The following is a 25903-nucleotide window of genomic DNA, read 5'->3' as shown; positions in this document are numbered from 1 at the left end:
ACGCCCGCGCCAGCCGGTTCGTGCAGAGACACCGCACGAACCGGCCCGAACCGCTTGCGCAACACACCTATGCTTTCCAGAGAGGAACGTGTGATGAGTGAAACCTGGATGGGCCTGGTGATCGGAGGCACGGCCCTTGGTATCGCAATGTTCATGGTCGTTAGCCACTATCGCCGCGAGCGCATGCGGGCACGAATGCTGCGGGAACTGAATCGTCACGACTCGTGGCATCAAACGCGCACGAAAGTGATTGCACGCCGTACATGGATATCCACCAGCGCATATGTATTGCCTGAAAGAAGCAGGCTCACCTGACGCCTGACGTACAGACCGGATTCAGTCGGTCACCACATTGAGAGAAGTGGATGAAAACTACAGGCAGAAAACCGTCTGGAGACAGAGCGAGCCCCTATTCGCCCCAGACTGCCGAGGATGCGATTGCCCATCTCGAACGGGTCCTGTCGGCGGGTGCCGCGGAATCCCTGTTCACCGGCGTCTACTGGCGCGCGCGGGTTCAGCAACTGAGCGCTACGCGAGGGCTGACTCCGTTGCAGCGAGCAAGGCTCGTGAGACTACTCAAGTCTCTTCCATTGCCGGTACAGGGCGAAGATCGATCGTAGACCTGTACGATCATGCGCGCGAGAATCGCGATTCAACGATAGGTTTCCACGTTTGCAGCGGAGTACGAAATGGACGATCCCCACGACCTTCAACGCTTCCTCGATGCACAGGACCCGGTCTACGCCCAGGTATGCGATGAACTGAAGCATGGACGTAAGCGAAGCCACTGGATGTGGTTCGTGTTTCCTCAAATCGAGGGGCTCGGCACCAGCGCAACGGCTCAGCGATTCGCGCTTTCGTCGCTGGCCGAAGCGCAAGCGTACCTGCGCCACCCGATACTTGGCGCACGGCTGCGCGAAACCACGCAACTGGTCAACCTCGTCAGCGACCGCTCCATCGAAGAAATTTTCGGCTATCCGGATCACCTCAAGTTTCGCTCGTCGGTGACCCTGTTCGCGCACGCCACGAACGACAACGATGTATTTGTCGAAGCTTTGCGCAAATATTTCGGCGGCGAGGCCGATCCGCGAACCCTCCAACTGCTCTAGCCATTTTGGTAGCGGGCCCGCACACGTGGGGCGCGGCGGACTGCGCAATTCCGTTCTCGGGGAAGTGTGGCGTCACTGCCGGCCCGCACCGGCTGCACGGGACCGGTAAAGCAGCAGATGATCGGTCGCGGATTCGGACAACCAGACCTCGCCTGGACGGCCCATCATCTGACGCACGTTCGCGTGATCACGCGGCAGTGGCAAGACGTCGAACCGCTCGGTACGCGGATCGAAGCGCACTAGCGCATTAGCGCTCCATTCACTGAGCCAGACGATGTCCTGGTCGTCGACGAATATTGCGTACGCGTGCGGACCGTTGCCGGGCAGCCGCCATTCGCGCCATTGCTGCGTCGCGGGATCGAATACGCCGACTTTGCCGGCGTTCCACTCGCTGATCCAGACGCGCCCGCTGGAATCGGCCCAGACGCGGCGCGCGCCCTGATTCGCCGTTGGCGGCTCGATGATCTGTGCCGTGCCCGTCGTCCGGTCGATGCGACCGAGGTAGCTTCCCGCCAGCGAAGCGAAATACAGATCCCCAGTGCGCGTCACGCAGATACCGTAGGGCCCCGCGCCGCGTGGAGCATCGAAAACCCGCATGCGTCCGCTTTGCGGATCGAGCTCGCCGTAGACACCACTTTGCCCGGTAAACCACAGATGCCCCTGTTTATCGAACACGGCGGTATTTAGATTGGCGTCTGACCGGTCCTTGGGCAGCGGAAAACGCGTGACGGCGAGCGTCTTCGGATCGACGCGCACGATTGCATTCTGGCCGCCGTCAGTGACCCACGCCGCACCATCGGGACCGACGATCACGCCATGTGGCGCCGATCCGGTGCCGAGCGCGATCATGTCGATTTTGCCGCTGCGCGGGTCCAGCCGCCCGAGCGCTCCCCGCGCCTGGGCGGTGTACCACACGGTGCCGTCATGCGCCGGTGCGACGTCATGCGGTGCGCTGCCGGCCGGCACGACGAAGCTTTCGAACGACGATGGCCGCTGTGCTTGCGCCTGCGCGAGGCCAAGATTGCCCGTGCTCACCGCGCAAGCGCTGGCGCAGATCGTCAAGGCAATCACAAACCGGGCGGTCGATCGCGGGGCACAGTTCATGAGATGAATCAGCATCTGCGGTCTCCGTCGCTGTCTGTGTCAGCTAACGTATCACGAATACCACTTGCCGAGCTCGACCCGACGCTTCAGTGCCTGGTAGCGCTCTACGCGTCTGCTTTCAGCCGATCAGCGGCGACCCCGCCAGGTCGGGCACTAAATTCAGCCCTGCCAATAGAGGGTTTACCCTGGCAAATTTCACTGAAAGCCATTTGAAATCAATGTGACGTTCGTTAGAATGGGTCCTGTGCTGAGACGAATCCGAAAGAGTCCATCAGCGCCTCGCTGTACCGGAGGCAACCACAGTCGGCTGACAACCTCACATCACTTATGACTTAGAAGGCAGTCGTCATTATTCAGTAGACCTCAATTGAACGGAGAGTAAATCATGAGCCGCCTTACCAACCGAATCGCCACAACGCTCGTCGTGCTCGGCCTGATGACTTCGGGCGCAGCTATCGCGCAGCAGCCAACCACGACGGCGCCCCCGGTCGCAGAGGTTGCTACCGTACCGGCGACTACCCACAATGACCCTATCGTTCAAAAGCGAAACGAGATTCGCGAGGCCAACCGCGAACAACGCGCCCGGACCGCGGAAGCCAGAAAGGCATTCAGGGCCGAAGCTCGCGATGCCCGGCAAGAACGCAACCGGGCGGCGAGCGAGTCCCGCGACCGCGCACGCGCGGCCTTGGCTGAATCGGCACAACCTGGCACGACTCAGGCCGGCGCGGCGCATACCACCCAATGAGTCATAAACGCTACGGGGTTTGTTCAGGAAGAGCGGGGACCGGTCCTCAGCGGAGAAGAATCCAATCGAAGATGATCAGTCGGCACCCGGCCCTTCCTAACAGCGGAGCCCTCGCATGTGCGAGCGGCTCCGCAATTTTTTATATGGCAGCTTTTAGCAACTTCACCGTAGCAAGCCGGCTGGCCACCTCACTCAAAACCTGAACTGTGCGACGCAGTCAACGAGGTTTGCAGCCTGTTGCCTCGAGCTCTCCGCCGCCGAAGCCCTTTCGTCTACGCGCGCTGCATGCGGGAGCAAACCGCCCCAGGGTAAATACAGATTCGATCGCTCGAAAAGCTTTATAAAATGAGCAACATTAGCAAGGAGCAATACTGCTTGCTATAGATTAATCGAAGATAGCCGCAGAACCGGAGACGCCATGCAGATCGACTACCAAACGATGCGCTTCGACTACGAGCGAGCCGCCGACCACGATGCCGGTGCCCCGCTCACCTATCCGGTCGTCGTGATCGGCGCTGGCCCGGTCGGGTTGTCCGCGGCCATCGATCTGGCCCAGCAGGGCGTTCGCACCGTGCTGCTCGACAACGACGACACGCTGTCGAGCGGATCGCGCGCAATCTGTTTTGCGAAGCGCACGTTGGAAATTTTCGACCGCCTCGGCTGCGGCAAGCAGATGGTCGACAAAGGCGTGAGCTGGAACGTCGGCAAGGTGTTCCTGCAGGACGAGCTGATCTATACCTTCAACCTGCTGCCCGAAACAGGCCACGCGCGACCTGCGTTCATCAACCTGCAGCAGTACTACGTCGAAGGCTATCTGGCAGACCAGGCGAAGCAGACCGCGAATCTGCAAATGCGCTGGAAAAGCAATGTGATCGGGGTGACGCAGCAAGACGACCATGTCGAGTTGCAGGTCGAAACGCCCGACGGCATTTATCCGATGCGCGCTCAATACGTGGTCGCCGCCGACGGCGCACGCAGCGCGGTGCGCAGGGCACTCGGTCTCGACAGCCACGGTCGAACCTTCAAAGACCGCTTCCTGATCGCGGATGTGAAAATGAAGGCGCCGTTTCCGACCGAACGCTGGTTCTGGTTCGATCCGCCCTTCCATCGCAATCAATCGGTACTGCTGCACAGGCAACCCGACAACGTCTGGCGCATCGATTTCCAGCTCGGCTGGGACGCCGATCCGGTCGCGGAGAAACAGCCTGAAAAAGTGATTCCGCGCGTCAAAGCGCTGCTCGGCGACGATGCCGAGTTCGAGCTCGAATGGGTCAGCGTCTACACGTTCTCGTGTTTGCGGATGGACAGCTTCCGGCATGGCCGCGTGCTGTTCGCGGGCGATTCAGCGCACGGTGTCTCGCCGTTCGGCGCGCGCGGCGCGAATAGCGGCGTGCAGGATGCCGACAATCTCGCCTGGAAGCTGCGGCTTGTCGTCAACGGCGACGCGCCGCCGGCGCTGCTCGATACCTATGCATCGGAGCGCGAATATGCGGCGGACGAAAACATCCTGAACTCATCGCGCGCCACCGACTTCATCACGCCGAAAAGCGCGGTCTCGCGGATGTTCCGCGACGCCACGCTCAAGCTCGCGAAGGAGTGTCCGTTCGCGCGGCGCATGGTCAACAGCGGCCGTCTGTCGGTGCCGGCGATTCTGCGTGACTCGCCGCTGAACACGCCCGACGCCGACGCGTTCACCGGCGCGATGGTGCCCGGCGCAGCTAGCACCGACGCGCCCGTCAAGGTGGCTGGCGAAAACGCCTGGTTCCTGAATCAGACCGGACATGGCGGCTTCACGGGTGTGCACTTCTGCGGCCAGGGAGACGACCTGACGAAATGCGCCGAACAGCTTCGCGCGCTCGCAGGTCTCGCGGTGCCGGTCCGCTCATTGATCGTCGTGCCGCGTGGAGCGCCCGTGACCGCTCTGCCGGACATGCCTCACGTCAGGGTGATCGAGGACGTAGAAGGCATCGTCACGCATCGCTTCGATGCGCGGCCCGGCACGTTTTATCTGCTGCGTCCGGACCAGCACGTCTGCGCGCGCTGGCGCGCTCTCGACACCGCATCGGTCACCAAGGCCGTGGATCGCGCAACCTGCAACGGATAACCATCATGACCAAGCTGAACATCGAAACGAACATGTCCGATCCAGATGCGTTCTATGAAAAACTCATCGACGCGCACAACGGACTGACCGACGAGCAAAGCCACTTCATGAACGCGAAGCTCGTGCTGCTGCTCGCCAACCACATCGGCGATGCCGACGTGCTGCTCGAAGCGCTCGCGCTGGCGCGCGCGGATTGAACCAGGTTCAGCGCCCAATCCAGCCGAACCGCCACGACAGCCGTCGTGTCGTGGCGAGCAGCCTCAGCGCGGTCGGGCCGCCCGGGCTGAAGTCAGAGCCGCCCGACGGACCGATCACCGCGACCACCAGACTGACGCTGCCTGTGTGATCGAACACGGGCGCGGCCAACGCGCCGATGCCCGGCACCGGCGCACCGAGTGCGTCATCGATACCGTCGTTGCGCACTTTCGCGCGCCGTGCCAGATACGTCGGGACCAATGACGGCGCGCCCTTTTTCGACGACACGAACACCTCCGCGGCCGGCGCGCCAGCAAGTCTGATCGATTCCTGCGACAACAGCCCGGCCAATACGTCGTCCGCGAGATGCGCGGCGAACACGCGCCCTATCGCCGTGTTGACGAGCGACATCACGGTGCCCACGCGCAGGCTCACGTGTTGCGGTCGCGCCGATTCCTCGAAGCGGATAACGGTAGGCCCCAAAGGACCAAGTGTCGCCACTGCGACGCTCATGCCGGATTCCGCCGCGAGCGTGACGATCTCCGGTTCGGCATCGCGAATCGGCGACATGCGCTGCAACGCGATCAGGCCGAGCTCCATGCCGAGCGGTCCCGCGCTGAAAAGACCCGCGTCGTCGCGGCTCAGCAAGCCCACCTTGAGCAGACTCACCAGATGCGGAAACGCCTTGGCGGCGGGCATATCGGCGGCGGCGGCCAGATCGCGCAGCGACAGCGGGCGGCCGGCGGCAACGAGTGCCAGCAGGAGATCACCGGTGTTGTCGAGCGCGCTGATGCCGCGCTGAGCTTTCGTATCGCTGAGTGGGGGCGTGTTCGCGTCGGACGCGTCCGGGGTTTCGATCTGCATGATTCTCAGGTGGGTGTGACCAGCGCTTCGGTGATGCGTCGGGAAGTTTCGAGCAGCTGACGTGCGACCGCGCCATCCCACGCTACGTCGATCGAGCCCGACGAGCCGATCGCCGTCAACGCGAGCTGCATCCGTTGGTCGCCATCGAACACCGGCACGCTCAGACTGCTGATGCCAGGACTCGGCGCATCGATACCGCGCTCGATGCCGCGTGCGCGGATCTCATCGAAGCGCTTTCGCCATTGGGCGCTAGCCGACCCTTTGGCAGCGCGGCCGCGCGCCGGCGTCGGCTGCGCCGACTGCGCCTGGCTTCGCGCCATTTCCGCGACCTGCTCGGGTGGGCAAAACGCGCAGAAGACGCGGCCCGTCGATGTCGCTTCGAGCGACATCACCGTGCCGATGTGCAGATTGACATGCAGTGGCGCACCGCTGCTCTCGTACCGGACGATGGTCGGTCCCTGCACGCCCGCCACGCAGATCGCGACGCAAAGACCGATCCGCTCCGCGAGCGCAGCCGCGTGGGGCGCCGCGATGCGATAGACGGGCTGCTGTTCGATATGCATCAGGCCAAGCCGCAACGATAGCGGCCCCGGCTCGTAGTTTCCGGTTAGCGCGTCGCGCTTGACGAGGCCGAGCCGCGTCAGGCTCACCAGATACGTATGCGCCTGCGCCGACGACAACTGCGCCTCGCCGGCCAGTTCGGTCAGCCCGAGCGGTTCGCGCTGTCGCGCCAGCGCCTGCAGCAGCCGTCCGCCGACCTCGACGCTTTGAATGCCCCGCTGTTTCTTTTCGCTTGTCGTATCAGCCATCGTGTTGTCCGACCTTGCCTCGAAGGGGAGATTCGGCCTGTTCGGTGTCGCCCGTGGAAGGCCTAGATGGTATCCGATCGGACCGTGCCGACCAACCAACGGAGTTTACCCTAGCTTAGTTAATGACAAGGTATTTTGTCATTGACAAATATCCGTGCGACGACGACTATTAGTCATCCCCCAACGAGTCGCGAGACGGAGACAGACATGGCGAAGGCTTTCGCATCCCAGGCCGACCTGGAAGAAAAGAAGATCACGTGGACCCAATTGTCGGAAAACGCGTATGCGTACACGGCCGAGGGCGACCCTAACTCGGGCGTGATCGTCGGCGACGACGGCGTGCTGATCGTCGACACCACCGCCACGCCGGCCATGGCGCAAGACCTGATCGCGAAGATTCGCAGCGTCACCGACAAGCCGATCAAATACGTCGTGCTGTCGCACTATCATGCGGTGCGCGTGCTGGGCGCGTCGGCGTACTTCAAGGAAGGCGCGCAGCAGGTGATCGCCAGCCGCGGCACTTACGAAATGATCGTCGAGCGCGGTGAAGCCGATATGAAGTCGGAAATCGAACGCTTCCCGCGCCTTTTTGCAGGCGTCGAAACGGTGCCCGGCCTGACGTGGCCGACGCTGGTGTTCGAAAAGGAAATGACGCTCTTTCTCGGCAAGCTCGAAGTGCGCATCGCGCATCTCGGCTCGGGCCACACGAAGGGCGACACGATCGTCTGGCTGCCGTCGCAGAAGGTGTTGTTCTCCGGCGACCTGGTCGAGTACGACGCGGCCTGTTACTGCGGCGACGCGCAACTCGAACAATGGCCGGCAACGCTGGAAGCATTGCGCGCGCTGAATGCGCAGAAGCTGGTGCCGGGCCGCGGCCCCGCGCTGCTGTCGCCGGCGGAAGTGAACAAGGGCCTCGACTACACGAAAGACTTCGTCACCACGCTATTGCAGGCGGGCCGTGACGCATTCAGGGACAAGCTCGATCTGAAGGGTGCGATGGCGCTGACGCGCAAGGCGATGGACCCGAAGTTCGGCAACGTCTTCATTTACGAGCATTGCCTGCCGTTCGACGTGTCGCGAGCCTACGACGAAGCAAGCGGCATCAGCCATCCGCGCATCTGGACCGCGCAGCGCGACAAGGAAATGTGGGACGCGCTGCAGAGCTGATCGCCCCACGCACTCCGGGAAAGACCGTCCGGTCTTTCCTTTTCCCCCTTCAAACCGTGAAGGCGCGCTAGACGCCTCGGACGCGCTCGTCTTCGCACAGGCGCGCTCCGCACCTGGAGCGAGACATGCAGCATTCCCTCGATGGCAACGCCATTGGCCACGCCGCGTCCGTCGCGAGCGACGATTCGATGTTCAGAAAGGTCGCGTGGCGCATCGTGCCGTTTCTGTTTCTTTGCTACGTCGTGTCGTTTCTGGACCGGATCAACATCGGCTTCGCGCAATTGCAGATGAAGCATGATCTCGGCTTCAGCGACGCGATGTATGGACTCGGCGCAGCCGTGTTCTATGTCGGCTATGTTTTGTGCGAGGTGCCGAGCAACATCCTGTTGGCCAAATACGGTGCGCGTAAGACCTTCATGCGGATCATGCTGCTGTGGGGCATCGCGTCGATGTGCATGATGTTCGTGTCGAAGCCCGCGCACTTTTACGTTCTGCGCTTCATGCTGGGCGTGTTCGAGGCGGGCTTTTTCCCAGGCATCGTGCTGTATCTGACGTACTGGTTTCCGGCCAGCCGGCGCGCCGCCGTGATCTCGGTGTTTTTCGCGGGCGTGGCGGTCGCGGGCGTGCTCGGCGGACTTTTCTCCGGCTGGATCATGCGCGACATGGGCGGCGTGCTGAAGCTGTTCGGATGGCAGTGGATGTTTGCGATCGAAGGCGCACCGGCTGTGATTCTCGGATTGCTGTCGTGGCGCTATCTGGTCGACAAGCCGCACGACGCGAGCTGGCTCACGCAGGCAGAAAAGGACCGGCTCATCGCGCTTTGCGCGCAAGGTCAGGCGAAAGACAGTGGGCGTCACGGTCGCAGCTTCGCTGCGGCGTTGCTCAATCCGCGCGTCTATCTGTTCGCGTTCATCTATTTTTCGCTGACCTGTGCATCGCTGACACTCAACTTCTGGATGCCGTTGATGATTCGTGATTTCGGCGTTCAGGATGTGGTCGCGGTGAGTCTTTATACGGTGGTGCCGAATGCGATCGGCGCGGTGGGTCTGATTCTGATTGCGCGCCGGTCGGATCGGACCGGGGAACGGCGCAGGCATTTTGCTTTCTGCACCGTGGGCGGTGGTCTCGCGCTTGCGGCGCTTACGCTGCACCTGAGCAGCTTTGCTGCGATGCTGGGTATCTTGTCGCTGGCTGCCGTGTTGATTTTCGCGGCGCTGCCGATCTTTTGGGCGGTGCCTACGGGCTATCTGTCTGGGAAAGCGGCTGCGTCGGGGATTGCGTTTATTAGCAGTATTGGCATCACCAGCGGCATCGTCAGCCCGTGGGTGATCGGGCGGATACGCACAGCGACGGGCAGTATGGATCTCGCCGTTTATATTCTTGCCGGGCTGCTTGTGCTTAGCGGGGGCGCGTTGATGGCGGGCGTCAAAGGCGATGTGATGCGACGGTGACGCGTGATTGACTGGTTGCCGCTGGCGTCGCAGAGTCAGGTTGCGCGCCGCGAAACGAGTGTTCGCGGCGCAATCGCAATAGACGCTCCATTCAGGCACGCCTAATGCAGATCACGATGGCACCGGCTCCAGCATCGAAAGGAAAAGCCATGTCCACCACGCCATCCGCCATCAGACATCCAGCCGGACATCCGTCGTATCGTGATGTCGTGACGGGCGCGAGCGGCTGATGCGCGCCGCTCGATCGTCTGCCGTGTGGATGCACCCGTGCGGATACCGGGACGCAGTTTTGACTGGTCCAACGATCCGCTCGTCCAACAGCTGGCGCTTGATGGTCGCGCTCGTGCTGAGCGGATCGGCGCTATGGAGTGCCGATCCCGCTTGCGCGGTGTACGCGATCGCGCAATACGGCGAGCCCAAATATCCCGCCGATTTCAAGCACTTCGACTACGTCAATCCCGACGCCCCCCGCGACGGCGCGCTCGTGCTCGCGAATCCGAACCGGCTGACCAGCTTCGACAAATTCAACCCATTTACACTGCGAGGCAACCCCGCACCGGGACTGGGACTGATGTTCGAAAGCCTGACGACCGGCAGTGCCGACGAAGTGGCGAGCGCGTACTGTCTGCTCGCCGACGACATCGACGTCGCCAGGGACGGCCTGTCGACAACCTTCCACATCAATCCGAAAGCGCGCTTCTCGAACGGCGATCCGGTCACCGCAGCGGACGTGAAGTTCTCGTTCGACACGCTGAAAAGTCCGCAGGCGCTGCCGCAGTTCGCGGTGTACTTCGGGCAGATTGCGCGCGCGGTGGTGATCGATCGGCTCACGATTCGCTTCGATTTCAAGGTCGCGACACGCGAAATGCCGCTGCTCGCGGGCGGAATTCCGGTGTTTTCGCACAAGTGGGGCATGCGGCCGGACGGCACGCGGATTTCTTTCGACCAACTCGCGTTCGAGAAGCCGATCGCAAGCGGCGATTATCTGATCGATCGATACGACAACGGCCGAACCATCAGCTACAAGCGCAACCCGAATTATTGGGGCGCGTCGCTACCGGTCCGCGTGGGCACGCACAACTTCGCACGAATCGACTACAAGCTGTATGCCGACGCGGTCGCGCAACTCGAAGCGTTCAAGGCGGGCGAGTACGACGTGCTCGTCGAACACACCGCGCAGAGCTGGGTGCGGCGCGATATCGGCAAGCGCTTCGACAGCGGCGAACTGATCAAGCGCGAGTTTCCTCATCACAATGGCGTCGGCATGCAGGGCTTTTTCATCAACCTGCGGCGGCCGCTCTTTCAGGACGTGCGCGTGCGGGAGGCGCTCGATCTCGCGTTCGACTTCGAGTGGCTCAACCGGCAGCTTTTCTACGATCAGTACAAGCGCACCGACAGCTTCTTCGTCAACACGGACCTTCAGGCCAAGGGCAAACCCAGCGAAGGCGAACTCGCGATTCTCGAGCCATTGCGCCAGGAACTCGATCCCGCCGTGTTCGGCGAGATGCCGCAACAGCCCAACACCGATCCACCGGGATCGCTGCGCGCCAACCTGATCAAGGCGCGTGAGCTGTTGGCCCAAGCGGGTTGGACGTATCGCGACGGCGCACTGCGCAACGCGAACGGTCAGCCATTAGTCTTCGAGCTGCTCGGCGACACGGGCGGCGGCGTGTCGATGGAACCGGTCGCCGCTGCGTTCGGCCGCAATCTGCAGAAGCTCGGCATCACGATGAACTTTCGCACCGCCGATTTCGCACTGATTCAAAAGCGCATCGACGCGTTCGACTTCGACATGACGACCGTGCGCCTGCCCGATGTGCAGGTGCCAGGCACCGAGCAGCTATCGCGTTTCGGCAGCCAGTACGCGGACGAGCCCGGCTCCGACAATCTCGCCGGCGTGAAGTCGCCGGCCATCGACGCGATCCTGCGCAAGGTGCTGGGCGCGCAAACGGATGAGCAGCTCGTCGATGCGACCCACGCGCTCGACCGGGTGTTGATGAACGGCTACTACGTGATCCCGCACTGGTATTCCGCGGTTCATCGCATCGCGTACCGAAACAGCCTCGCCTATCCGGCGATGCTGCCGCTTTACTTCTCCGCCGACGAATGGGTTCTGTCGACGTGGTGGCGCAAGGCGGCTGGACCGAATCTTGCACGCCCTTGATGATTGGAGGACAACGATCATGAGCAGACTACTCGTTGCAATCATCGTATCGGTCGGCCTCGCGGGCTGCGTCGTCGCACCGCCGCCGCCCAGCTATGGCTATGGGTATGAGCCGGCACCCGCTTATGGCTATGCGCCCGGGTACTACGTCGCACCGCCGTCCGTGAGCCTCGGCATCGGCATTGGCGGCTACTGGGGTGGCCATGGAGGCCATTGGCACGGCCATTGAATCAGACGATCCAGGAGGGCTCTTCTAAACCAGGGTAAACATCCATCCTCGCACGAAGTACTTCAAAATGGTTGGGGTACGGAGTATATTCGCGTTCAGCAGATATTTACTGAACGGAGGAGGACGTCATGCAATTTCATCTCAACGGTTTCCGGGTCGGCGATCCGACAATCGAGCCAGCCATCGGCAACGCACATGCTGCGCAGATGCCGGAGAAGGTCGACGTGCTGATCGTCGGCAGCGGACCTGCCGGAGTCGTGCTGGCGGCGCAACTGTCGCAATTCCCGTCGATCAACACGCGCATCGTCGAGCGTCGCGACGGACCGTTGCTGATGGGACAGGCCGATGGCGTAGCGTGCCGTACCGTCGAGATGTTCAATGCGTTCGGCCTCGCGGATCGCCTGCTGCAAGAAGCCTATTGGGTCAATGAAACGGTATTCTGGCGACCCGATGCAAATGACCGCGGCGCGATCAGCCGTACCGGCCGGGTTCAGGATACCGAAACGGGTCTTTCGGAATTTCCGCACGTCATCGTCAATCAGGCGCGTATCCAGGAGTATCTGCTCGACGTGATGCGTCGCTCCGCGCGCCGGATCGAACCGGACTACGGCCTCGAACTGGTCGACGTCCAGCGCGACGATACGAATGAATACCCGGTGCTGGTCACGCTGCGGCGCACCGATCCCGCACGGCTCGACGAGACCGTGACCGTGCGCGCGCGCTATGTCGTCGGTTGCGACGGCGCGCGTAGCCGGGTACGCACCGCCATCGGACAAACGCTGCGCGGCGACGCGGCCAACCATGCGTGGGGCGTGATGGACGCGCTGGCCGTTACCGACTTTCCGGACATCCGGCTGAAAGCGGCGATTCAATCCGCGAGCAAAGGCAACCTGCTGATCATTCCGCGTGAAGGCGGATATCTGGTCCGCTTCTATGTCGACCTCGGCGACGTCACCCCGGAGAATCGCGACAACCTCAAGCAGATCACGGTCGATCGCATCATCGAGACGGCGCAAAGCATCCTCCATCCCTATACGCTCGACGTCAAGGAAGTCGCGTGGTTCTCGGTCTACGAGGTCGGTCAGCGTCTCACCGACCGCTTCGACGACGCGATCGCCGCCGACGGCACTTCGCGCGAACCGCGCGTGTTCATCGCTGGCGACGCCTGCCATACGCATAGCGCCAAAGCGGGCCAAGGCATGAACGTGTCGATGCAGGACGGCTTCAATCTCGGCTGGAAGCTCGGCGCGGTGCTGGAAGGCCGTAGCGACGCCGATCTGCTGCGCACGTATTCGGACGAGCGCCAACCCATTGCGCAGGAGCTGATCGATTTCGACAAGGAATGGTCGGCCATGATGGCCGCTCCGCCGAAGGACCCCAACCGGCCCGAGGCAGGCGGTGTCGATCCCGCGGAGCTTCAGGCGTACTTCGTTCGCGCTGGCCGCTACACGGCAGGCGTCGCGACGCGTTACCGGCCGGCCACCCTGACCGGCGAAGCGACGCATCAGGCGCTCGCCAAAGGCTTTACGATCGGCACGCGCTTTCACTCGTCGCCTGTGGTTCGCCTCGCTGATGCAAAACCGTTCCATCTCGGGCATGCGGCGCAAGCCGACGGCCGTTGGCGTCTGTACGCTTTTGCGGACGCGTCGGGTCGTGCGCTGAATGCGTTGTGCGAGTATCTCGACAAATCGCCGGAATCCGTTTTGCGGCTCTTCACGCCGCAGGACGCCGACGTGGACAGCGTTCTCGATCTGCGCGCGGTATTGCAACAGCCGCATCGCGAAGTCCGTCTCCAGGACATCGCCGCTCTGCTGCTGCCGCGCAAGGGTCGCCACGGTCTGATCGACTACGAAAAGGCATTTACGAGCGACGCGACGACTGATATCTTCGACGAGCGCGGCATCGATCGCGAACAAGGCGCACTGGTGGTGGTACGTCCCGACCAATACGTGGCCCATGTTCTCCCATTGAATGCGTACGCGGAGTTGAATGCCTTCTTCCGGCCCATCTTTCGCGTGCGTTAAGCCATAACTAAATCCGACACTCCGAAATTGCCGATCAAACCTGAAGACGCCGGCGCGCTCCCCAAATTTACTGGCAGTCTGGTGCGCCGTGCCCAACAGCGCCATGCAGCGGTCTGGCTGAGCGAGGTTTCCGCGGAGATCACGAGCGTGCAGTACGCGGCGCTCGAGGTCTTACAGGAGACACCAGGCGTCAGTCAGCGGCAACTCGGAGACAAGCTGGATGTGGATCGTTCGACGATCGCCGATCTGGTTGCACGTATGGTGCGCAATGGCCAGATCGAGCGCGCCGACGATCCTGTCGACAAGCGCAGTTATGTGCTGTATCTCACCGCTGCCGGTAAGAAGCAGCTTGCGGCCTTGCGTCCGCGCGTCGAGCAGGTCGAGCGCATTCTCACTGAACGGCTGACGGCAAGCGAATTGGCGCAGTTGCGCCGGCTGCTTGCGGCACTGTTGCCGCCGCAGGATTAATTCCCGTACCGCTCCGATAAGCCCGCCGGCCGAACGCCTGTCAAAGCTTGCCCGGTCGAGGGTCGGGCACGAAGCCATCCCGGTTCGGCATGCGGATAGCGGCGAGCGAATGCGCGTCGAGACGCGCATCGTCCGGCACGATGCCGTTGCGGTTCAAGATCCACGCGCTGAGCGCATACACCTCGTCCGCGCTCAGCGACTGCGGCGCGTTATACGGCATCGCCCGGTTTATATAGTCGAATAGCGTCGTCGCATACGGCCAGTAGCTGCCAACGGTGCGCTTCGGATTCGCGGTCGCGAGCGTGCCCGCTCCACCGATCAGCTGATCGCCGATCAGCCCCTCGCCTTTCGCGCCATGACAGGCCGCGCATTTCGCCGCGAAAATGCGGCCACCCGTTGCGACGTCGCCGCTGCCGTCGGGCAAGCCGTGGCCGTTCGGTGCGACATCGATATTCCACGCGCTTAGATCGGCTTCGCTGACAGGCTTGCCGATCGCGTCGACGGATGAACGCCAGCGCGCTTGCGCGGCGGCAGCGGACTGCGCGTCGCGCGTTGCATCGAATGAAGACGAACAGCCAGCGAGCAGACTGCTAGCCGTGGCCCATGCGAGCAGAGCGCGCATCGTTTTCGATTTCGAAGCACCGAACCGCACAGGCTCACGCATTTTTAACGCTCCCATCGGCTTCGATGCGCCACTGCTGAATGCCGTTGTAGTGATAGTTCGAGTTCAGACCACGCGCTGCGACGAGCGCTTCGCGCGTCGGTTGAACGTAGCCGGTAGAATCCGTCGCGCGCGACAGGATGGCGGTCGGCGCACCGTTCCACACGAAGCCGGCCTGGAAGCGGGTCAACGCGCGATCGCGCGCGGGCTCGTCGAGCACTGCGGCCTGCCAGGTGGCTCCACTGTCGGTCGATACCTCGACCTTGCGAATCGCTCCCCGCCCCGACCACGCGAGCCCGACGATCGGATAGAAGCCCTGCGCGGTCAGCCGCTGTCCGGCGGAAGGCCGCGTGATCACCGACTTCGCGTCCATCTCGAACACGAATTGACGCGCGCGGCCGTCGGGCAGGATGCCCGTGTATTTGGACGTCTCTTCGCGCGTCTGCAAGGGCGCATCGACGACTTTCAGCCGCCGCAGCCATTTCACGTTGGTATTGCCCTCGAAGCCCGGCACCAACAGACGCAGCGGATAGCCGTTCTCCGGCCGCAGGCGTTCGCCGTTTTGCGCATAGACGACGAGCGCGCGGTCCAAAATCCGATCGAGCGGCAAACTGCGTGTCATCGCGGCGGCGTCCGCGCCTTCGGCGAGCAGCCATTGCGGCGTTGCGCTGTCGCTGCTCAGCGTGCGTCCGCCGACGGCTTCGAGCAGCGTCGACAGCCTGACGCCGGTCCACTCGCAGCACGACAGCAGTCCATGCGTGATCTGCACAGGGAGCCCGCTCGGTCCTTTCCATTCGCTCGCCGTGTTCCCCGAACACTCGAGAAAATGGATGCGCGACTCCGAAGGCAGGCGCAGCAGATCGTCCATCGTGAAGAGCTTCGGCTCGCGCACGAGACCATGAATCACGAGTCGGTGCGTGTCTGGATCGATATCGGGCACCCCGGCATGATGGCGCTCATAGACGAGCCCATTCGGCGTGATCGAGCCATGCAGATCCGCGAGCGGCGTCAGCGACGATGCGGCGCCCGGCATCGGCCACGCCCGCGCGGCACGACGAATTACGTTCGACTCGCGCGGCGACGGCAGCCCGTACGGATGCTCGAGAATCGGCGCGCCGGGAGTTTGTGTCCACGGATCGACGCCCAGCGGCTTCAGCAGCGTCGCCGCCTTCAGGTTCGGCGCGGCCAACGCGGACAGCGCGAGACCGCCCAACAGGCGCCGACGCGGCGACGCGGGTTTCGACGCATCATGCGCGTCGCTAGTGATACGTGGAGGTCGCGACATGCTCGTGCCGGCGAGGCGGCCTGGGTTGATCGACAAGCGCACGAGTATAGGCAGTGTGCGCGCCCCGATCAAAGCCGATTGCGACTAAGGTTATGACGGCCAGCGATATGCCGCGCGCGCACAAGCACGCGCACAACTCACCGATGACACCGTCAATCCGGTGCGATTTCCGCGATCACGCTAAACGATTCGAGCGTATAGCCCATATTGAAGTATCCCGCGCGCGCGTAAGTCGCAATGCGCTCGAGTCGCTCGGGATCGTCGCGCGGCTGGTCGCGATGGACCCGCTGCCGCACGGCTTCCAAGGAGCCGGACACGGCCCGGCGATAGAACGATGCGAGATTCAATGACATCGTGCGCCCTCCTGCTGATGGCATGCATCGAATCTAGTCAGCAGCGCGTGCTTGTGCAAACAAGCATTTGTGCAATGCTTTGCGCCGCCGATGCAATGTCGGTCTGGCGGTGCCGACGAAACGGGTTGTCCGCTTACGCTCAACCGCGATAACGATAGCGCTCGATATTATTTGTGCGCTAACGAGCGCCTCTCTACGATCTGCGGACCTTCACTTCGATCGCATTCCAGACATGACCACGACCAAAGCACTCAGGGCCGCACTCCTCTCGATTCTCGTTACATGCGGCATCGTCAGCGCGCAACCGGCGCTTGCGGCAGGACAAACGGTGCGAGTCGGCATCATGTCCGGCGAGGACGAAGACGTGTGGCGTGCGGTCGCCGCCAATGCGGCCAGGCAGGGCATCACCGTCAAGATCACGACCTTCTCCGACTATACGCAGCCGAACGAAGCGCTCGCCGAACACGACCTCGATGCGAACTCGTTCCAGCACAAGCCGTATCTCGATGCGCAGATCGCCGCGCGCCACTATCAGATCGTGCCCGTCGGCTACACCTACGTGCAGCCCATCGGTCTCTACTCGCGCAAGGTGAAATCGATCGCGGCGCTGCCGCAGAATGCGACGATCGGCGTGCCGAACGATCCGAGCAACGAAGGCCGCGCGCTGCTTCTGCTGCAGGCGAACGGGCTGATCAAGCTGCGCCCCGACGTCGGCCTGCTGCCGACCGCGCGCGACATCGCGGACAATCCGAAGCACATCCAGATCAAAGAGCTCGACGCGGGCATCGTCGGCCGTGCGATCGGCGACCTCGACGCCGCCGTCGTCAATACCGACTGGGCGATCAAGGCGGGCATCAAGATTCCGCAGGAACGCATCGCGCAGGAGAAGGTACCGGGCAATCCTTATCGCAACTTCATCGCGGTCAACGCGAAAGACGCGAACGCTGCGTGGGTGAAGACGATCGTCGATAGCTACCAGCAGGCCAACGTCGCCTCGGCGATCCTGACCGTCTATCACGGCGCCACGCTGCCCGCATGGGATGGCGCGCCCCAGCACTGATCCGACACCCGAATCACGCACGAATCACTCGCGACTCGAGCGGCGGCGCTTCGGCCGCCGCGCCTCCTGCCTTCTTCATTGCCCTCCTGATCGTATCGCCCGTCATGTCCATTACCAGAACGCTCCACGACCGCCGCACCTTTCTGAAACTGTCGCTCGGCGCCGCGGCGGCCGCGGCAGCGCCGCTTTCGTTCGCGCAAGGCAATGCGCGTACGCTGCGCGTCGGTAACCAGAAGGGTTATCTGAATCTGCTGAAGGGCCGGGGTACGCTCGAGAAACGGCTCGCGCCGCTGAACGTATCGGTGACATGGACCGAGTTCGCGGCGGGCCCCGTGCAACTGGAAGCACTGAACGTCGGCTCGATCGATTTCGGCGATGTCGGCGAAGCACCGCCGATCTTCGCGCAGGCCGCCGGCGCACCGTTGGCCTATGTGGCGGCGACCGACAAGCGACCGCAGTCGGAAGCGGTGCTGGTGCCGCCGCAATCGACGATCCGCTCGGTCGCGGACCTGAAGGGCAAGCGGATCGCGCTCAACAAAGGCAGCAATGTCCACTACTTTCTCGTCAAGCTGCTGCGTCAGCATGGCCTGCAATACGGCGACGTAAAGCTCGTGTTCCTCGCGCCCGCCGATGCGCGCGCGGCGTTCGAGCGCGCGTCGATCGACGCGTGGGTCATCTGGGATCCGTTCTTCGCCGCGGCGGAGCATTCGCTCGGCGCTCGCGTGATCGCCGATGCGAGCGGCGTAGTCGGCAATCGCGCGTTCTACTTCTCGTCGCAGAGTTATGCGGCGAACAATCCCGACGTGATCCGCATCGTGATCGAAGAGCTCGACAAGGTCGATGAGTGGGGCAAGCAGAACAAGGATCAGCTCGCGAGCGAACTCGCGCAGCTATGGGGTCTGCCGAAACAGGTCGTGGACGCTGCGGTGCGGCGTCAGCAGTTCGGCACGCAGCCGATTACCCGCGCGATTCTCGGCGAGCAGCAACAGATCGCCGATACGTTCCTCGATCTCGGCCTGATTCCGAAGCACGTCGACGTGCTGAAGGCGGCGCCTTCAAATCTCGCGTAAACGCACCGGCGGTGCAACGACGCCGTCCCCCGTCAACGCTCGGAGACCGGCCGCGTTGGCGTAGCCTGTGATTCCTGCGGGGCGTCGCTGTACTCCGTCATGCGCCGCACCGAACTCACGCAGGCCGCGATCAACGCGAGCGCCGCACCAATGCCCGCAATCAGCGTCAGGTGCCGGCCGTGCACGAGCCCGAACACGATCGACACCGCCACCGCGCCGCTCGACTGGCCGAGCAGACGTCCCATCGCCTGCAGGCCGGAGGCGCCGCCGCTGCGATGCCGCGGCGCACTGCCGATGATTACGCGATTGTTCGGCGACTGAAAGATGCCGAAGCCGAGGCCGCAGACCGCGAGCCGCCACACGATGTCGAAACGCGTCGCCGTGTCGCCGAGCTGGCAGAGCATCGCGAGTCCGCAGCCGAACACGACGAGCCCGACGCTGCTAATGCGTCCCGGAGCCCACCGGTCGGACAGCCGGCCCGCAACCGGCGCGATCAACGCGGTCACGAGCGGCCACGGTGTCATCAGAAAGCCGGTTTGGGTTTCCGATAGCTTCAGCGTCTGCTCGAAATAGAACGGCAGCACGATGTACGCCATCGTCTGTGCCGCGAACGAGCAGATCGACGTCGCCATCGACAATGAAAACACCGGCATGCGCAGCAGGTCGATGGGCAGCATCGGCTTCGCGAGCCGGCTTTCGCGCCGCACGAACAGCACACCGGCCACCAGTGCGAGCGCGACCATCGCGGCGCCGCGCTGCGTCGCCCCCGGCTGCTTGAAAGCGGCGAGACCCGAGATCAGCAGGCCGAAGGTGAGCGCGTTGAGCAGGACGCTCAGGCCGCTCAGGCGAGCGCCCGATTCCGGTGTCACCGGCAAAGTGCGCGCGCCGATCGACAGCGCCAGCACGCCGAGTGGCACGTTGACGAGGAACAGCCACTGCCAGTGCGCGACCGACAGAATCGCCGACGCGATGCTCGGCCCCGCCGCCGACGAAACGGCCACCACCAGCGACGATAAACCGACACCGACACCAAGCCGTGCCTTCGGAAAAACGAAGCGCACCAGCGCGATACTCACGCTCATGATGCCGCCCGCGCCGAAGCCCTGAAACACGCGCGCGACCGCCAGCACCAGCAGCGTGTGCGCATTCGCGCAGGCGAACGACGCCAGCGTGAAGAGCACGAGTCCGTAGCAGCAGACACGCTTGTAGCCGAGGCCGTCGCCGAGCACCGCGAGCGGCAGCAAGGACACCGTGATCGCCAGCTGATACGCGTTGACGACCCAGATCGCATTCGCCGGCGATACCGCCAGGTCGTTGCTGATGGTGGGCAGCGCGACGTTGACGATCGAGGTATCGAGCACCGACATCGTCATCGCGATGGCGATCGCGAGGTATGCCAAAGCGCGTTGGGGATTGGGCAGGCCGTCGGTCATGATGCAAGCGGGTCGAAAGAAAAGACGCGGGCGACGGCGTGCCGCGCGGCGGCCATCGCGGGTGCATTGTTGCAACTCTGACTCGCGGGAGCAAGATTGCACCGGATACCGGGATGATGGCCACCCGGCTCGTCAGGCATGGCACATGCGGCGCCTGAATCGGGACGCAGTTGACCTTACTGCGCCAAAGGTTGTAGCCGTGTAGGAATCGTCGCCGCGATCGGCGTCGGCGAGGCACCCATGAAAACAAAACGCCCTTTTTACACGATCGGCCATTCGACGCGTCCGTTGCAGGAATTCGTCGACTTACTGAAAGGCGAGCAGATCGCCTTGCTGGTCGACGTGCGCAGCATCCCGCGCTCGCGGACCAACCCGCAGTTCAATCGCGACACGCTGCCCGCCTCGCTCGCAGCGGAGCATATCGACTACGTGCATCTCGCCGCACTCGGCGGACGCCGCAGCAGGCGCAAGGACGACGCGCCGTCGCCGAATGCGTACTGGACGCATCCTGCCTTTCGCAACTATGCCGACTATGCAATGAGCGACGCGTTCCGCGAGGGACTGGCGCAACTGCTGACGCTCGGTCATCGGCAGCGCTGCGCGATCATGTGCTCGGAAGCGGTCTGGTGGCGTTGCCACCGGCGTATCATTACGGACTATCTGCTGATGCACGATGAAACCGTGCTGCACATCATGGACGCGCATCACACGAACGCCGCCACGATGACGCCTGGCGCCGAGCCCCAGGCCGACGGCACGCTGATCTATCCGGCTGAGGCGCAGAACTGAGCCGACTCAAGACACGACTGCACGCCAGTCACCCCGCACCGCTTTATGGCCGTTACCACCAAACGTGCGTCGAAACACGACACGTCGCTCGACACGCTGCTTCGCGATATCCGCGCCTGCACGCTGTGCGCGCCCATGCTGCCGCACGCGCCCCGACCCGTGCTTGCGGCGTCCGCGAGCGCGCGTATTCTGGTCATCGGGCAAGCTCCGGGCGCGCGCGTGCATGCGTCCGGGGTGCCCTGGAGCGACGCGAGCGGCGCGCGCCTGCGCACGTGGCTCGGCGTCGACGACACGACCTTCTACGACGCGTCCAGGTTCGCCATCGTGCCGATGGGCTTCTGTTTTCCGGGCCGCGGCGCGAGCGGCGACCTGCCGCCTCGCCCCGAGTGCGCGCGCCGCTGGCATGGCCAATTGCTCGCGCGGATGCGCTCGGTGAAATTGACGCTGCTGATCGGACAATACGCGCAGCGCGTTGGCCTCGGCGACGCGTTTGGCCCGACCTCGACCGATACGCTCGTCAGATGGGCCGAGTTTGGACCCCATGTGATGCCGCTGCCGCATCCGTCGCCGCGCAATGTGGCGTGGTTCAAGCGCAATCCGTGGTTCGAAGGCGAAGTGTTGCCGACGTTGCGTGCGCATGTCGCGATGGTGTTGGCGGGCGAAACGCTTTGAGCGCCGCGCACCACGAAGCGGCGGCCGCGTCCGCGTCCTGGGTGCTGCGGTGCGCCACCCGGTGCCGCGCCGCGCTTTCGCCAGCCCGCCGACAGCGGCGCAGACCATCCATTGCACCCCGTCGGGCGCCACTATCCACAACTTCGTAACCCCGCCGTCCCACTCTTCGGAATGGTGCGGGTATACATGGATTAGGCGGTGCAACCGCACTGCACTAACATTTTTGCGGTACCGCACGGCGCGTATCGAGCGCCTCGAATCGGGGTTGCACGTCGCCACGCCAAAGTCTCGCGCTGCCCAGCGCACTCCCGGTGCCTTCCAGCATCTGCACACGATCGACGCAACGTCGAGCGCATCGACCAACGAAGAGAAGAATCGGAGGATGAGATGGCACAGCAACGGGATGACAACCAGCAACAAGGCAACAACTGTTTCAATCCGACTCGGCGCGGGCTGATGCAGGGCGCCGGACTCGGCGCGGCGCTTTCGCTGATGGGTGCGCTAGGCGGCGCGGGCGGGCTGATCGGCAGCGCGCAAGCAGCGGAGTCGGCGTTTCCGTCGCACAAGAAGTGGAAGATCGTGTTCGTCAATCACGTCACCACCAACCCGTTCTTCGTGCCGACGCAATACGGCATTCAGGATGCCTGCTCGCTGCTCAACATGGATTATCAGTGGACCGGCTCGGCCACCTCCGACGCCGGCGAAATGGTCCGCGCCGTGAATTCGGCGATCGCCGCGAAGGCCGACGCCATCGCGGTGCCGATCGTCGATCCGAGCGCTTTCGACAAACCGATCCAGGCCGCGCTCGACGCCGGCATTCCGGTGTTCGCCTATAACGCCGACGCGCCGCGCGGCAAGAAGAATCCGCGCCTCGCGTATATCGGCCAGGACTTGTATCTGTCCGGCTACCAGATGGGCGAGCGCATCGTGAGCCTGATCGACAGCGGCATGGTCGCGCTGTTCATTGCGACGCCGGGGCAGCTCAACATCCAGCCGCGCATGGACGGGGCGAGCGACGCGATCAAGAAGTCCGGCAAGAAGATCGACATCCAGACCGTGGCCACGGGCGCGACCGTCAACGAGGAACTGTCGAAGATCAAGGCGTTCTATCTGGGACACCAGGACCTGAAGGGCATGTTCGCCGTGGATGCGGGCAGCACGCAGGGCGTCGCGCAGGTGATGAAGGAATCGAACCTGCCCGCGAAGGGCGTGCACGGCGGCGGCTTCGACCTGCTGCCGACCACGATCCAACTGATCCACGAAGGCTACCTCGACTTCACCATCGACCAGCAGCCGTACGTTCAAGGTTTCTATACGGTGATGCAGGCGTTCGTGTTCCTCAGCTCGGGCGGCCTCGTCGGACCGGCCGAAATCAACACCGGCCTGAAGTTCGTGACCAAGGAAAACGTCGAGCCGTACCTCAATACCTCGACGCGCTTCGAAGGCAAGACCGATAAGCAGCAAATCGTCCCGCGGTCCGGCGCAATCAAGTCCTGATGAACACAGTGAACGAAACCAGCAACACCGAAGCAGTCCGCGCGCCCCGGCGCGCGGGCGTTTCATTCGCGTCTCAATGGGCGGCCGAGCTGCGCATCCTGCTCGTGGCCGTGCTGCTGGCCGCCTACTTCGAATTCGCGAACCACGATTTCCTGCTCACCAACGCGAGCCTCGTCAACCTGTCGCAGTTCATCGCGCCGGTGGCGATCATCGCGTTCGGCGAAATCATGTTGATGATCGGCGGCGACATCGATCTGTCGGCGGGCATGGTGTTCGCGTTCGCGCCATTCATGATGGTGTTCGCGAATGACGCGGGCGCGCCGATGTGGCTCGCCGTGATCGCGGGGCTCGTGGCGGCGGGCGCGGTCGGCTTCGTGAACGGAGCGGTGACGGTGTGGCTGCGGCTGCCCTCGTTCGTCACGACGCTCGGTACGCTCTTTCTGATCAACGGCATCACGCTCACGATCTCGCGCGGCACGCCCGCCCCCACGCCCGGCTCGCCCGCGTTCGCCGCGGTCATGGGCGCGTGGGGCTACAGCGAGATCATCTGGACCCTCGTGATCGCGTTCGCGATGCACGTGCTGTTGCGGCATACACGCTGGGGCCTGCACACGCAGGCCGCGGGTGCGAATCCGCTCGGCGCGAGCGAGGCCGGCATTCATGTGAAGCGGCTGCGCCTCGGCAACTTCGTCCTCGCCGCGGTACTGGCGGGCTTCACCGGCATGCTCGAAGCCTTTCGCATTACTTCGATCGACCCGCAGGCCGGCGGCAACCAGATCATGTTCCTTGCAGTGGCCGCCGCCGTGATCGGCGGCACCCCGCTGACGGGCGGCTCGGGCACCATCGTGGGCGGTCTCATCGGCGCGGCGGTGCTCGGCATTCTCAACGACGGCTTTACGCTGATCGGCATCAACGCGTTTACGTTCAACATCATTCTTGGCGCCGCGATTCTGGCGGCGATGATCTTCAACATCCACGTTGGGCGCATTCGCCGCAAGGGTGGACGCTGATGGACCAATCGCAGACCTCCTCGGCGGGCGCGAACGCCACCTCCGCTGCGCCCGGCGGCGCGAACACGCCGCGCGCGTTGCAAGGCGACAACCTCGTCAAACGCTTCGGCGCGGTGACGGCGCTCGACGGCGTCTCGCTCACGCTCGGCAAGGGCGAGATCCTCGGCATCCTCGGCGACAACGGCGCGGGCAAGTCCACCCTCGTGAAGATCCTCACGGGCTTTCATCAGCAAACGAGCGGCACGCTCCACATCGACGGCGAGGAGACGCTGTTGCGCTCAGTCGATCATGCGCGCTCTCTCGGCATCGAATGCGTGTATCAGGATCTCGCGCTCGCGAATTCGCTAAGCATCTACCACAACATGTTCCTGAATCGCGAAATCGTGCGGCGCGGACCGTTCAGGCTGCTCGACCACAAGCAGATGCGCGAGCGCGCGGCGCAATGTCTCGACGATATCGGCGTGCACGTGCCTTCGGTGGATTTGCCCGTGGAACGTCTGTCGGGCGGCCAGCGCCAGGCGATCGCCGTGGCGCGCGCGGTGCATTCGAACGCGAAGATCCTGTTGCTCGACGAGCCGCTCGCCGCGATGGGCGCGCGCGAGGCGGGGCTCATCATCGACCTGCTGATGCGCTTGAAGGAAAAAGGCGGCCTGTCGATCATCATGATCATGCACAACTATGCGCAGACGCTCGATATCGCGGATCGCATCATGTTGATGCAGCGAGGCCGCGTGACCTACGAGCAACAGAGCGCGCTGACTTCGGTGGCGGAACTGATGGACATCGTGCAGCGGGAATACCGGGCCATGCGCGCCGGCGGCGCGCAGTGAGCCCGTTGCTCGGAATCAGAAATCGATCTTCGCGTTCACGCTGACCATGCGCGGATCGCCCGGCGCGATGTAGTCCGTGTACTGGAACAGGCGGATTCAACCGGTCGATGCGACACAATGAACGCCGCATGAGCGGCGGGAGTGTTGCAAATGAAACAGAGGCGCCGGATCTATTACAGCGAAAGCCAGAAGGCATTGATGTGGGAACGCTGGCGTAAAGGCTATTCGCTGCAGCACATCGCCCCAGCTATTTAACCGCAATCATTCGTCGGTACAGAGAATTCTGGCGCAAACTGGAGGAATCCAGCCTGCACCACGCCGGCCATCGAAGTCGGCGCTGACGCTTGCCGAGCGCGAGGAGATTTCCCGAGGCCTCGTCGCGGGCGATTCGATTCAGTCAATCGCCCGGCGACTGTCACGATCACCGTCCACGATCTGTCGCGAGATCAAGCGTAATAGTGGGCAGGCCGGCTATCGGGCCAGCCAGGCGTCGAGCGTAAGATCGGGGCTTTTCCGTTCAATTTGACTCACGTGTAGATGTAAATGGTGGCGCCCGAGAGTGCGACGAAAATTAGCAGGTTGGCCCGGCGGCCCGCCCGTACCGATGACCGACAGGTGGCGCTCAGTCTTGAGGAACGTGGGCAGCCAAAGCCTCCAACCGCGTTGGGCCCCTCCGCGGTTTCCTCCATCGGGCCTATTCGACGCCTGCCGACACGCGCAAAGGCATGCACATTCCTGCGGCCGATGGCAGGCATCGAATAAAACTTAACGCTCTCGGTCGGATGCTCGCCGGGCAACGGTGGCCATCTC

At 63.3% G+C, this 25903-nt stretch carries 25 protein-coding genes and 1 pseudogene; 19 read left to right on the top strand and 7 right to left on the bottom strand.

Features of this window, described 5'->3' with window-relative positions:
* Positions 1 to 93 precede the first annotated feature (93 nt).
* Both QFZ91_RS02125 and QFZ91_RS02120 read left to right on the top strand, forming a co-directional pair.
* Positions 94 to 315: a hypothetical protein gene (locus QFZ91_RS02125; RefSeq protein ID WP_429566070.1), complete on the top strand. Its 222-nt coding sequence runs from the start codon at positions 94 to 96 to the stop codon at positions 313 to 315.
* A 374-nt stretch (positions 316 to 689) separates the two neighbouring features.
* Complete coding sequence (locus QFZ91_RS02120) at positions 690 to 1109, top strand: DUF1810 domain-containing protein (RefSeq protein ID WP_429566069.1); 420 nt, start codon at positions 690 to 692, stop codon at positions 1107 to 1109.
* A gap of 72 nt (positions 1110 to 1181) precedes the next feature.
* Here QFZ91_RS02120 and QFZ91_RS02115 read toward each other — a convergent pair whose 3' ends face one another.
* Complete coding sequence (locus tag QFZ91_RS02115; protein ID WP_429566068.1) at positions 1182 to 2228, bottom strand: virginiamycin B lyase family protein; 1047 nt, start codon at positions 2226 to 2228, stop codon at positions 1182 to 1184.
* Positions 2229 to 2598: 370 nt separating this feature from the next.
* On the opposite strand from QFZ91_RS02115, the gene QFZ91_RS02110 reads away from it, so the two are divergent.
* The 3 genes from QFZ91_RS02110 to QFZ91_RS02100 all read left to right on the top strand — a co-directional run bounded on the left by QFZ91_RS02110 (position 2599) and on the right by QFZ91_RS02100 (position 5259).
* A complete protein-coding gene (locus QFZ91_RS02110) occupies positions 2599 to 2958 on the top strand; it encodes a hypothetical protein (protein WP_176123559.1) in 360 nt (119 codons plus the stop codon).
* Positions 2959 to 3376: 418 nt separating this feature from the next.
* A complete protein-coding gene (locus tag QFZ91_RS02105) occupies positions 3377 to 5062 on the top strand; it encodes an FAD-dependent oxidoreductase (RefSeq protein ID WP_429566067.1) in 1686 nt (561 codons plus the stop codon).
* Between the two features lie 5 nt (positions 5063 to 5067).
* Positions 5068 to 5259 (top strand): DUF2783 domain-containing protein, encoded by a 192-nt coding sequence (locus QFZ91_RS02100; protein WP_429566066.1) that lies wholly within the window; start codon positions 5068 to 5070, stop codon positions 5257 to 5259.
* A 7-nt stretch (positions 5260 to 5266) separates the two neighbouring features.
* On the opposite strand, the gene QFZ91_RS02095 is transcribed toward QFZ91_RS02100, so the two are convergent.
* Positions 5267 to 6121: an IclR family transcriptional regulator gene (locus QFZ91_RS02095; protein ID WP_429566065.1), complete on the bottom strand. Its 855-nt coding sequence runs from the start codon at positions 6119 to 6121 to the stop codon at positions 5267 to 5269.
* A 5-nt stretch (positions 6122 to 6126) separates the two neighbouring features.
* Positions 6127 to 6930: an IclR family transcriptional regulator gene (locus tag QFZ91_RS02090; RefSeq protein ID WP_429566064.1), complete on the bottom strand. Its 804-nt coding sequence runs from the start codon at positions 6928 to 6930 to the stop codon at positions 6127 to 6129.
* Between the two features lie 207 nt (positions 6931 to 7137).
* Between QFZ91_RS02090 and QFZ91_RS02085 the strand changes: the two genes are divergently transcribed.
* From QFZ91_RS02085 to QFZ91_RS02060, 6 genes are all read left to right on the top strand, one after another.
* Positions 7138 to 8097: an MBL fold metallo-hydrolase gene (locus QFZ91_RS02085; protein WP_429566063.1), complete on the top strand. Its 960-nt coding sequence runs from the start codon at positions 7138 to 7140 to the stop codon at positions 8095 to 8097.
* A gap of 125 nt (positions 8098 to 8222) precedes the next feature.
* Complete coding sequence (locus QFZ91_RS02080) at positions 8223 to 9548, top strand: MFS transporter (RefSeq protein ID WP_429566062.1); 1326 nt, start codon at positions 8223 to 8225, stop codon at positions 9546 to 9548.
* Positions 9549 to 9879: 331 nt separating this feature from the next.
* Positions 9880 to 11712 carry an extracellular solute-binding protein gene (locus tag QFZ91_RS02075; protein ID WP_429566633.1) on the top strand — a complete coding sequence of 611 codons (1833 nt, stop codon included), beginning with the start codon at positions 9880 to 9882 and terminating at the stop codon, positions 11710 to 11712.
* Between the two features lie 19 nt (positions 11713 to 11731).
* Positions 11732 to 11941 (top strand): hypothetical protein, encoded by a 210-nt coding sequence (locus QFZ91_RS02070; protein WP_176383895.1) that lies wholly within the window; start codon positions 11732 to 11734, stop codon positions 11939 to 11941.
* A 128-nt stretch (positions 11942 to 12069) separates the two neighbouring features.
* Entirely contained in the window at positions 12070 to 13965 is a 1896-nt protein-coding gene (locus tag QFZ91_RS02065) for an FAD-binding monooxygenase (protein WP_429566061.1), read from the top strand.
* A 27-nt stretch (positions 13966 to 13992) separates the two neighbouring features.
* Positions 13993 to 14433, top strand: coding sequence for a MarR family winged helix-turn-helix transcriptional regulator (locus QFZ91_RS02060; protein ID WP_429566060.1), 441 nt, complete (start codon positions 13993 to 13995; stop codon positions 14431 to 14433).
* A gap of 40 nt (positions 14434 to 14473) precedes the next feature.
* On the opposite strand, the gene QFZ91_RS02055 is transcribed toward QFZ91_RS02060, so the two are convergent.
* From QFZ91_RS02055 to QFZ91_RS02045, 3 genes are all read right to left on the bottom strand, one after another.
* A complete protein-coding gene (locus tag QFZ91_RS02055) occupies positions 14474 to 15097 on the bottom strand; it encodes a c-type cytochrome (protein WP_429566059.1) in 624 nt (207 codons plus the stop codon).
* The gene (gene soxC / locus QFZ91_RS02050) at positions 15090 to 16379 is read right to left on the bottom strand and encodes a sulfite dehydrogenase (protein ID WP_429566058.1); all 1290 of its coding nucleotides are present in this window, start codon (positions 16377 to 16379) and stop codon (positions 15090 to 15092) included. The genes QFZ91_RS02055 and soxC overlap by 8 nt, the downstream gene beginning before the upstream one ends.
* Positions 16380 to 16531: 152 nt before the next feature.
* Positions 16532 to 16732, bottom strand: coding sequence for a hypothetical protein (locus QFZ91_RS02045; RefSeq protein ID WP_429566057.1), 201 nt, complete (start codon positions 16730 to 16732; stop codon positions 16532 to 16534).
* A gap of 232 nt (positions 16733 to 16964) precedes the next feature.
* Here QFZ91_RS02045 and QFZ91_RS02040 point away from each other — a divergent pair, with 232 nt between their 5' ends.
* Together QFZ91_RS02040 and QFZ91_RS02035 are read left to right on the top strand one after the other, a co-directional pair.
* Positions 16965 to 17792 (top strand): MetQ/NlpA family ABC transporter substrate-binding protein, encoded by an 828-nt coding sequence (locus QFZ91_RS02040; protein ID WP_429566056.1) that lies wholly within the window; start codon positions 16965 to 16967, stop codon positions 17790 to 17792.
* 104 nt (positions 17793 to 17896) lie between these two features.
* On the top strand, positions 17897 to 18862 hold the full coding sequence (locus QFZ91_RS02035) for a sulfonate ABC transporter substrate-binding protein (protein ID WP_429566055.1): 966 nt from the start codon (positions 17897 to 17899) through the stop codon (positions 18860 to 18862).
* 32 nt (positions 18863 to 18894) lie between these two features.
* Here QFZ91_RS02035 and QFZ91_RS02030 read toward each other — a convergent pair whose 3' ends face one another.
* Complete coding sequence (locus QFZ91_RS02030; RefSeq protein WP_429566054.1) at positions 18895 to 20295, bottom strand: MFS transporter; 1401 nt, start codon at positions 20293 to 20295, stop codon at positions 18895 to 18897.
* A 240-nt stretch (positions 20296 to 20535) separates the two neighbouring features.
* On the opposite strand from QFZ91_RS02030, the gene QFZ91_RS02025 reads away from it, so the two are divergent.
* From QFZ91_RS02025 to QFZ91_RS02000, 6 genes and pseudogenes are all read left to right on the top strand, one after another.
* The gene (locus QFZ91_RS02025) at positions 20536 to 21084 is read left to right on the top strand and encodes a DUF488 family protein (RefSeq protein ID WP_368715207.1); all 549 of its coding nucleotides are present in this window, start codon (positions 20536 to 20538) and stop codon (positions 21082 to 21084) included.
* A 45-nt stretch (positions 21085 to 21129) separates the two neighbouring features.
* Complete coding sequence (locus QFZ91_RS02020) at positions 21130 to 21756, top strand: uracil-DNA glycosylase family protein (protein WP_429566053.1); 627 nt, start codon at positions 21130 to 21132, stop codon at positions 21754 to 21756.
* A gap of 387 nt (positions 21757 to 22143) precedes the next feature.
* Positions 22144 to 23253 carry a sugar ABC transporter substrate-binding protein gene (locus QFZ91_RS02015; protein ID WP_429566052.1) on the top strand — a complete coding sequence of 370 codons (1110 nt, stop codon included), beginning with the start codon at positions 22144 to 22146 and terminating at the stop codon, positions 23251 to 23253.
* Complete coding sequence (locus QFZ91_RS02010; protein ID WP_176111800.1) at positions 23253 to 24263, top strand: ABC transporter permease; 1011 nt, start codon at positions 23253 to 23255, stop codon at positions 24261 to 24263. Before QFZ91_RS02015 ends, QFZ91_RS02010 begins: the two co-directional genes overlap by 1 nt.
* On the top strand, positions 24263 to 25093 hold the full coding sequence (locus QFZ91_RS02005; protein WP_429566051.1) for an ATP-binding cassette domain-containing protein: 831 nt from the start codon (positions 24263 to 24265) through the stop codon (positions 25091 to 25093). The genes QFZ91_RS02010 and QFZ91_RS02005 overlap by 1 nt, the downstream gene beginning before the upstream one ends.
* Before the next feature lie 150 nt (positions 25094 to 25243).
* Positions 25244 to 25589 (top strand): annotated as a pseudogene (locus tag QFZ91_RS02000) (helix-turn-helix domain-containing protein); the annotation flags it as partial.
* Positions 25590 to 25903: the final 314 nt, after the last annotated feature.

This window comes from Paraburkholderia sp. JPY419 (assembly GCF_050435705.1).
In the GTDB taxonomy this organism is placed as follows: domain Bacteria; phylum Pseudomonadota; class Gammaproteobacteria; order Burkholderiales; family Burkholderiaceae; genus Paraburkholderia; species Paraburkholderia youngii.
The sequence above is the reverse complement of the archived record's forward strand: the minus strand, read 5'-3'. Positions and strand labels throughout refer to the sequence as shown.

What these genes read in the sequence shown, in the direction of transcription:
- QFZ91_RS02125 (WP_429566070.1), top strand. Translation starts at nt 94, where the DNA reads ATGAGTGAAACCTGGATGGGCCTGGTGATCGGAGGCACGGCCCTTGGT.
- QFZ91_RS02120 (WP_429566069.1), top strand. Translation starts at nt 690, where the DNA reads ATGGACGATCCCCACGACCTTCAACGCTTCCTCGATGCACAGGACCCG.
- QFZ91_RS02115 (WP_429566068.1), bottom strand. Translation starts at nt 2,228, where the DNA reads ATGCTGATTCATCTCATGAACTGTGCCCCGCGATCGACCGCCCGGTTT.
- QFZ91_RS02110 (WP_176123559.1), top strand. Translation starts at nt 2,599, where the DNA reads ATGAGCCGCCTTACCAACCGAATCGCCACAACGCTCGTCGTGCTCGGC.
- QFZ91_RS02105 (WP_429566067.1), top strand. Translation starts at nt 3,377, where the DNA reads ATGCAGATCGACTACCAAACGATGCGCTTCGACTACGAGCGAGCCGCC.
- QFZ91_RS02100 (WP_429566066.1), top strand. Translation starts at nt 5,068, where the DNA reads ATGACCAAGCTGAACATCGAAACGAACATGTCCGATCCAGATGCGTTC.
- QFZ91_RS02095 (WP_429566065.1), bottom strand. Translation starts at nt 6,121, where the DNA reads ATGCAGATCGAAACCCCGGACGCGTCCGACGCGAACACGCCCCCACTC.
- QFZ91_RS02090 (WP_429566064.1), bottom strand. Translation starts at nt 6,930, where the DNA reads ATGGCTGATACGACAAGCGAAAAGAAACAGCGGGGCATTCAAAGCGTC.
- QFZ91_RS02085 (WP_429566063.1), top strand. Translation starts at nt 7,138, where the DNA reads ATGGCGAAGGCTTTCGCATCCCAGGCCGACCTGGAAGAAAAGAAGATC.
- QFZ91_RS02080 (WP_429566062.1), top strand. Translation starts at nt 8,223, where the DNA reads ATGCAGCATTCCCTCGATGGCAACGCCATTGGCCACGCCGCGTCCGTC.
- QFZ91_RS02075 (WP_429566633.1), top strand. Translation starts at nt 9,880, where the DNA reads ATGGTCGCGCTCGTGCTGAGCGGATCGGCGCTATGGAGTGCCGATCCC.
- QFZ91_RS02070 (WP_176383895.1), top strand. Translation starts at nt 11,732, where the DNA reads ATGAGCAGACTACTCGTTGCAATCATCGTATCGGTCGGCCTCGCGGGC.
- QFZ91_RS02065 (WP_429566061.1), top strand. Translation starts at nt 12,070, where the DNA reads ATGCAATTTCATCTCAACGGTTTCCGGGTCGGCGATCCGACAATCGAG.
- QFZ91_RS02055 (WP_429566059.1), bottom strand. Translation starts at nt 15,097, where the DNA reads ATGCGTGAGCCTGTGCGGTTCGGTGCTTCGAAATCGAAAACGATGCGC.
- soxC (WP_429566058.1), bottom strand. Translation starts at nt 16,379, where the DNA reads ATGTCGCGACCTCCACGTATCACTAGCGACGCGCATGATGCGTCGAAA.
- QFZ91_RS02045 (WP_429566057.1), bottom strand. Translation starts at nt 16,732, where the DNA reads ATGTCATTGAATCTCGCATCGTTCTATCGCCGGGCCGTGTCCGGCTCC.
- QFZ91_RS02040 (WP_429566056.1), top strand. Translation starts at nt 16,965, where the DNA reads ATGACCACGACCAAAGCACTCAGGGCCGCACTCCTCTCGATTCTCGTT.
- QFZ91_RS02035 (WP_429566055.1), top strand. Translation starts at nt 17,897, where the DNA reads ATGTCCATTACCAGAACGCTCCACGACCGCCGCACCTTTCTGAAACTG.
- QFZ91_RS02030 (WP_429566054.1), bottom strand. Translation starts at nt 20,295, where the DNA reads ATGACCGACGGCCTGCCCAATCCCCAACGCGCTTTGGCATACCTCGCG.
- QFZ91_RS02025 (WP_368715207.1), top strand. Translation starts at nt 20,536, where the DNA reads ATGAAAACAAAACGCCCTTTTTACACGATCGGCCATTCGACGCGTCCG.
- QFZ91_RS02020 (WP_429566053.1), top strand. Translation starts at nt 21,130, where the DNA reads ATGGCCGTTACCACCAAACGTGCGTCGAAACACGACACGTCGCTCGAC.
- QFZ91_RS02015 (WP_429566052.1), top strand. Translation starts at nt 22,144, where the DNA reads ATGGCACAGCAACGGGATGACAACCAGCAACAAGGCAACAACTGTTTC.
- QFZ91_RS02010 (WP_176111800.1), top strand. Translation starts at nt 23,253, where the DNA reads ATGAACACAGTGAACGAAACCAGCAACACCGAAGCAGTCCGCGCGCCC.
- QFZ91_RS02005 (WP_429566051.1), top strand. Translation starts at nt 24,263, where the DNA reads ATGGACCAATCGCAGACCTCCTCGGCGGGCGCGAACGCCACCTCCGCT.